This is a genomic window from Streptomyces sp. NPDC086766, from assembly GCF_044746005.1.
Lineage (GTDB): Bacteria > Actinomycetota > Actinomycetes > Streptomycetales > Streptomycetaceae > Streptomyces.
Genome location: NZ_JBIVBI010000031.1, coordinates 1 through 6,154 on the forward strand (window position 1 = coordinate 1; position 6,154 = coordinate 6,154).

Here is a 6,154-nt window from a genome sequence, read left to right on the forward strand (position 1 = left end):
GCTGAAACAGCTCCCACAACTCGTCTGGAACCACGCGCTCGACCATCACCACACAGTGCAGACTACCCAGTACGCCAAATGAGACGACGTCTTAGTGGCCGCTGGTCAGGCGGCCGGATGCCCAGAACGCTACGGTCTGATCATGCGCACTTCAAGAAAGAGATCTTGGTTCTGAGCGTAACTTGAGCTACCCGATGTCTCTTCGAACCCGTCGATCCGAAGCCTGTAGACACCGAGGGCTCCGGGGTTTCAATGGGCGAGTCAAGCACTGTCGAGTCAGAGCAGTAGCCGAAGTTCTGAAATCACGCGCCTGCGATCTGCGGCTCCGTCGCTGGTCAAGCTTCTGACCAGCGACGGAGCCGTCGACGTTTGTCAGCGTTGGTTGTCGTTGAGCACCCCCGCACGGCCCATGGACGGCCCGAGCGGGGGTGTCGTGACGTACCCCTCGATGCGAACTATGCGCGGGGCGGTTGCTGAGGTCCGCCGGGCTGGTCGGACGGCCGTCAGGGGTCGGTGGCGGTCCCGGGCGATCACGGTGGTTGCTGTACTTCGCTGCTGTATAGCAACAGCCGGCTGGCCTCGTCGCCCCGGAGCCTTCTTGGAAGAGCGGGATGAGACCATTCGGGCGTGCGCGCAGTTGAGCGAATGTCTGCCGAGGATCTGCACATCATCAAAGAGTGCCTGGACGCAGCCGTGCATGGGCCGTTCTTCCCCGACTGGGAGTTGTTCCACTCCCTCATGGGTTTCACCCGGGACGAGATAGCCGCGATCGCGGGTACCTGGCCGTCCTACGCCGAGCCTGATCAGCAGGATGACGCGGTGAACAACGTGCTGAACATGCTGCTTGGCTATCCGCACGGCTACTGGTCCCGGTGGCACGAGTACTCCGATGCGACTCCTGAACAGATCGCTGGGGGTACTGGTCCGCTGGCGCGGCGATGACGATTTCGACGGGACCGCAAGGGGCACCTTCGACCGCTTCCGCTGAAGCCAGGGCACCTGCTAGCTGGAGGGGCGAGCACGTGGGTCGAAATCAGTTCTTCTGGAAGTGATGACCCGAGCCTCTCAGGTGCGGCGGCTCACCGTGGCGGCCCCTGTGACCTGCGTGAGTGAGGCCACTGCCGTCGTACTGCCGTCATTGCGCCCACGCGAAACCCCCGCCGATGATCTCGACGGGGGTTTCTGCCCTGGTCAGGGCGATTGTGGCTGGGGCCGGGGTCGAACCGGCGACCTTCCGCTTTTCAGGCGGACGCTCGTACCAACTGAGCTACCCAGCCACGAGGTTTCACGTGAAACCTCAGCGGTCCTGACGGGATTTGAACCCGCGGCCTCCACCTTGACAGGGTGGCGAGCACTCCAAACTGCTCCACAGGACCAAGCTGTTGCGTGCGAACCAACGAACGTAAGTGTCGCACACCGTACTGCGTGCCCCCAACGGGATTCGAACCCGTGCTACCGCCTTGAAAGGGCGGCGTCCTAGGCCGCTAGACGATGAGGGCTATCGGCCCGCCTGGGCGCTTCTCAGCGCGTCGGGGACGTGAGAAGCATATGGGATGGCGGGGAGGATCGCCAAAACGGTTTACGGGCCGGAGGAGGAGGGTGCTGACGGGGCCGGCGCGGTGCCCTTCCGGCCGGGTGCGGCCCCCGGCCGGTTCTCCTTCGGCAGGTGGCGGCTGACCTCGGCCGTGGTCTGGCCCAGGCCGCCCAGCCGGATCTCGTCCCAGGCCTGGAGGCGGCGGCTGTCCCGGTCGAAGTAGAGGACCGACGCCTGGATCGGGTCGGGGTACTTCCCCTCCACCGCGCGCAGACCGCTGCCCCCCGTCGAGCCCTCCAGGCGCAGACGGGTGCCGAACTTCATGATCTCCGTGTCCTCGTGGTGCAGATGCCCGGCCAGGGCCATCGGGACCGTGCCGTCCGTCTCCCGGGCCGCCGCCGGCTCGTGGGCGACGGCGATGTCGACCGGGGTGCCCCCGGCCCGCTGGTCACGCAGTGCCGACGCCAGTCGGGCGCCCGCCATCCGCTCGGCCGCGTCGCCGCCGGGCACGGCGGAGCGGTCGGGGGTGAACTGGGGGTCGCCGATGCCGGCGAAGCGCAGCCCGGCGACCGTCTCGGCGCGGCCGCCGTCCAGGACGTGCACATTGCGCAGGTGCTCCAGGTACCGCTGGGTGGTCGTGGAGTCGTGGTTGCCGCGGACCCAGACGTAGGGGGCTCCCAGGTCCTCGATCGGGTCCAGGAAGCCGTTCTCCGCCGAGGTGCCGTGGTCCATCGTGTCGCCGGAGTCGACGATCACGTTCACCTTGTACTGCTCCACCAGCGAGGCGATGATCTTCCAGCTCGCCGGGTTGAGGTGGATGTCCGAGACGTGCAGCACCCGGATGGTCGTCGGGTCCGGAGCGTAGGCGGGGAGCGTGGACGTGACGTCGTAGAGCTTCGTCACGTTCGTCACCAGGCGCGCCAACTCCTTCTGGTAGACGTCGAACTCGGTGACGATGCTGCGGGCGTTGCCGACGACCGAGGGCGCCGAGGACAGCAGGCCCGAGAACTTCGGCTCCAGGACCGACTTCGGGTTCCAGGTCGCGTACGCCGTCGCCCCGCACGCCCCGAGCAGGGCGAGCGCCAGGCCGCCGGCCGCCAGGGCGCGGCGGGGGCGGCGGTAGACCACCAGTCCGAGCGCCGTCGCGCCGGAGAGCACGGCCACACAGGACCGTACGGCCAGGTCGAGGGTGCCGTCCTCGACGTCGTGGACGACCTCGTCCTGCAGGCCGGAGAGACGTTCGGGGTGGTCGACCAGGGCCTGGGAGCGGGCCGGGTCGAGCTGGTCGACGTTGACGTCCAGGCGGACGGGGGCGACATGGCTGTCGAGTTCCAGCGCCCCCAGCGGGGAGATGTTGATCTTCGTGCCGCCGCTCAGGGACGGGCGCAGCGTCATCGTCGTGTTCATGGGCCCCACCGGCACCCGTACGTTGCCGACGACCAGCAGCCCCAGCCAGGTACCGAGGAGCACCACGGCGACCAGGCCCAGGGCGCGGAGCCAGCGGTTGGGCTCGGGGGCCAGTTCGACGGCGGGAGCCCGGCGGCGCGAGTGGTCGCGGCGCCGGGCGAGGACGCGGGCTGCTCTCTTTCGTATGCCGTGGCGACGGTGCGTGCGGTTCAGGTCTGCGAGGGGGGCGCGGGCCATTGGTCGCGTATGCCCAACTGCGCGACGGGATATGCGCGGACGGTTCCCGCCGGTCGTCCGGGGCGGTCGTACCGGACAATGGCCCTGTGCTGGAGATGACGCGCGAGGAGTTCGAGGAACTGGTCGCCGAGGCCCTCGACCGGATCCCGCCGGAGCTGACGCGGCTGATGGACAACGTGGCGGTGTTCGTCGAGGACGAACCACCCGCCGAGGAGCCCGAGCTGCTCGGGCTGTACGAGGGGACTCCGCTGACCGACCGCGGCGAGTGGTACGCCGGCGTGCTGCCGGACCGGATCACGGTCTACCGCGGGCCGACGCTGCGGGTGTGCGAGACCCGGGAGGACGTCGTGGCGGAGACCGAGGTGACCGTGGTCCACGAGATCGCCCACCACTTCGGGATCGACGACGCGCGGCTGCACGCTCTCGGGTACGGCTGACGGGGGTTCTCGGGTGCGGCGGAGGCTCGGCGGGGTCGCCCGCGTGTCCTCTTGCGGGTGGCGGGAGTTGGAGAGGTTGACTCCTGCGTCTGCCCCGGAGGTGGCTTCCCGTGCGCCGCTTGTACGTACCCGTCCGTCTCGCCGTCGCGGTGGCCGCCGTCGCCCTCACCGCCGGCTGCGTGAGCGTGGGCGACGACACCGACGGCGGAGCCAAACCGTCGCACTCCGCCGGTCAGCGGGCCGGTGAGGCGCCGGACGGGGGCACGGCCGGCGCCGGGGGCGGCGCGGGCCACGCCGGGCCGGGTGAGGGCAAGCACGGGCACGGGGGCAAGAAGAAGGCCGGCCCGACGCCGTCCGCCTCGACCTCGCCCTCCGCCGCGGCGAGCGCGTCCCCGGCATCCGGGAAACCGGGGGCACCGGGGCAGCCCGGTCAGCCGCCGCCCGCGGGACAGCCCGCGCCGACGCAGGGGCAGCCCGCCCCCACGGGGACGTCCACCGCGCCGGAGCCCTCGCCGCCCCCGCCGGCCTCCTCCCCGGGGACACCGGCTCCGACGTCCGCCGAGCCCTCGTCCTCGGCGCACGACAACACCGGGGCGCAACTGGCCCGGTGGGAGCCGGTGTCGAAGGTCGGGGTACCGGTGTAGGTGCGGCGCTGACCTGCCGGTACGGGGCCGGTTTGCCTTCCGGGGTGGGGAGTGCGTATGGTGGTAGATCGTTTGATCCCATTTGCCCGGCGCCCACGCAGAGCGCGCCGTGTGGCGCGTACTCTCCCTTGCCGTGGCGGACCGCATCGAGGCGGTCATCATGCGAATCACGGAGTTGACGGGCGCGTGCCGACGAGACTCCGGAAGGTTTCGCATTCGCATGTCCATTGTCAGTACTGATCACGTCGTCGTGCCCGAGAACACCGAGGACGCCGACAACGCCGAGCACACCGAGGCGCAGCAGGAGGCCGAGCAGGTCACCTTCGCCGACCTCGGCCTGCCCGAGGGCGTCGTCCGCAAGCTCGCGCAGAACGGCGTGACCACCCCCTTCCCGATCCAGGCCGCGACCATCCCGGACGCCCTGGTCGGCAAGGACATCCTCGGCCGCGGCCGCACCGGCTCCGGCAAGACCCTCTCCTTCGGTCTGCCCACCCTGGCCACGCTGGCCGGCGGCCGCACCGAGCGGAAGCGGCCCCGGGCCGTGATCCTCACCCCGACGCGCGAGCTGGCGATGCAGGTCGCCGACGCGCTCCAGCCCTACGGCGACGTCCTCGGCCTGAAGATGAAGGTCGTCTGCGGCGGCACCTCCATGGGCAACCAGATCTACGCGCTGGAGAAGGGCGTCGACATCCTCGTCGCCACCCCGGGCCGTCTGCGCGACATCATCAACCGCGGCGCCTGCTCGCTGGAGGACGTGCGGATCGCCGTCCTCGACGAGGCCGACCAGATGTCCGACCTGGGCTTCCTGCCCGAGGTCACCGAGCTGCTCGACCAGGTCCCGGCGGGCGGCCAGCGGATGCTGTTCTCCGCGACCATGGAGAACGAGATCCAGACGCTCGTCGACCGCTACCTCAGCGACCCGGTCAGCCACGAGGTCGACGCGGCGCAGGGCGCGGTGACGACCATGTCGCACCACATCCTGATCGTGAAGCCCAAGGACAAGGCGCCGGTCACCGCGGCCATCGCCTCCCGCAAGGGCCGCACCATCATCTTCGTGCGCACCCAGCTCGGCGCCGACCGCGTCGCCGAGCAGCTGCGCGACGCCGGCGCGAAGGCCGACGCGCTGCACGGCGGCATGACGCAGGGCGCCCGCACCCGGACGCTGGCCGACTTCAAGGACGGCTACGTCAACGTCCTGGTCGCCACCGACGTCGCGGCCCGCGGCATCCACGTCGACGGCATCGACCTGGTGCTCAACGTCGACCCGGCCGGTGACCACAAGGACTACCTGCACCGGGCCGGCCGCACCGCCCGCGCGGGCCGCACCGGCACCGTGGTCTCCCTCTCCCTGCCGCACCAGCGGCGCCAGATCTTCCGGCTGATGGAGGACGCGGGCGTCGACGCCTCGCGCCACATCATCCAGGGCGGCGCGGCCTTCGACCCGGAGGTCGCCGAGATCACCGGCGCCCGGTCGATGACCGAGGTGCAGGCCGAGTCGGCGGGCAACGCCGCCCAGCAGGCCGAGCGCGAGGTCACCCACCTCACCAAGCAGCTGGAGCGGGCGCAGCGGCGCGCCACCGAGCTGCGCGAGGAGGCCGACCGGCTGGTCGCCCGGGTCGCCCGCGAGCGGGGCGAGGACCCCGAGACCGCGGTGGCCGAGGCCCAGGCGGCGGCCGAGCAGGCGGCCGAGGTGGTGGTGCCGGAGCAGCCGGCGGCCCAGGACGTCGACCGCGCCGAGCGGACCGAGCGTGAGGAGCGCCCGGCGGGCGCGTCGTCGTACGAGCGCCGCGAGCGGCGGGACGAGCGGGGCGGTCGTTCCTACGACCGTGACCGCGGCGACCGTTCCTTCGACCGGGACCGCGACCGTGGCGGCGACCGCGGCGGCCGTTCCTTCG

Annotated in this window: 5 protein-coding genes and 3 tRNA genes; 4 read left to right on the forward strand and 4 right to left on the reverse strand. The window is 70.7% G+C overall.

What is annotated here, in order from left to right; genetic code table 11:
- Positions 1-627 precede the first annotated feature (627 nt).
- Positions 628-942: a hypothetical protein gene (locus ACIPM1_RS32020; RefSeq protein ID WP_402440623.1), complete on the forward strand. Its 315-nt coding sequence runs from the start codon at positions 628-630 to the stop codon at positions 940-942.
- Between the two features lie 261 nt (positions 943-1,203).
- On the opposite strand, the gene ACIPM1_RS32025 is transcribed toward ACIPM1_RS32020, so the two are convergent.
- The 4 genes from ACIPM1_RS32025 to ACIPM1_RS32040 form a co-directional block, all read right to left on the reverse strand.
- Positions 1,204-1,277, reverse strand: a tRNA-Phe gene (locus ACIPM1_RS32025).
- A 24-nt stretch (positions 1,278-1,301) separates the two neighbouring features.
- Positions 1,302-1,376 (reverse strand) — tRNA-Asp (locus tag ACIPM1_RS32030).
- A 50-nt stretch (positions 1,377-1,426) separates the two neighbouring features.
- A tRNA-Glu gene (locus ACIPM1_RS32035) sits at positions 1,427-1,499 on the reverse strand.
- 80 nt (positions 1,500-1,579) lie between these two features.
- A complete protein-coding gene (locus ACIPM1_RS32040) occupies positions 1,580-3,178 on the reverse strand; it encodes a metallophosphoesterase (RefSeq protein ID WP_402440625.1) in 1,599 nt (532 codons plus the stop codon).
- A gap of 86 nt (positions 3,179-3,264) precedes the next feature.
- Here ACIPM1_RS32040 and ACIPM1_RS32045 point away from each other — a divergent pair, with 86 nt between their 5' ends.
- The 3 genes from ACIPM1_RS32045 to ACIPM1_RS32055 all read left to right on the forward strand — a co-directional run.
- Positions 3,265-3,615, forward strand: a complete 351-nt coding sequence (locus ACIPM1_RS32045; protein WP_356192258.1) for a metallopeptidase family protein — start codon at positions 3,265-3,267, stop codon at positions 3,613-3,615.
- A gap of 110 nt (positions 3,616-3,725) precedes the next feature.
- The gene (locus ACIPM1_RS32050; RefSeq protein ID WP_402440628.1) at positions 3,726-4,259 is read left to right on the forward strand and encodes a hypothetical protein; all 534 of its coding nucleotides are present in this window, start codon (positions 3,726-3,728) and stop codon (positions 4,257-4,259) included.
- A gap of 220 nt (positions 4,260-4,479) precedes the next feature.
- On the forward strand, positions 4,480-6,154 hold a 1,675-nt coding region (locus ACIPM1_RS32055), incomplete at its 3' end, for a DEAD/DEAH box helicase (RefSeq protein ID WP_402440630.1).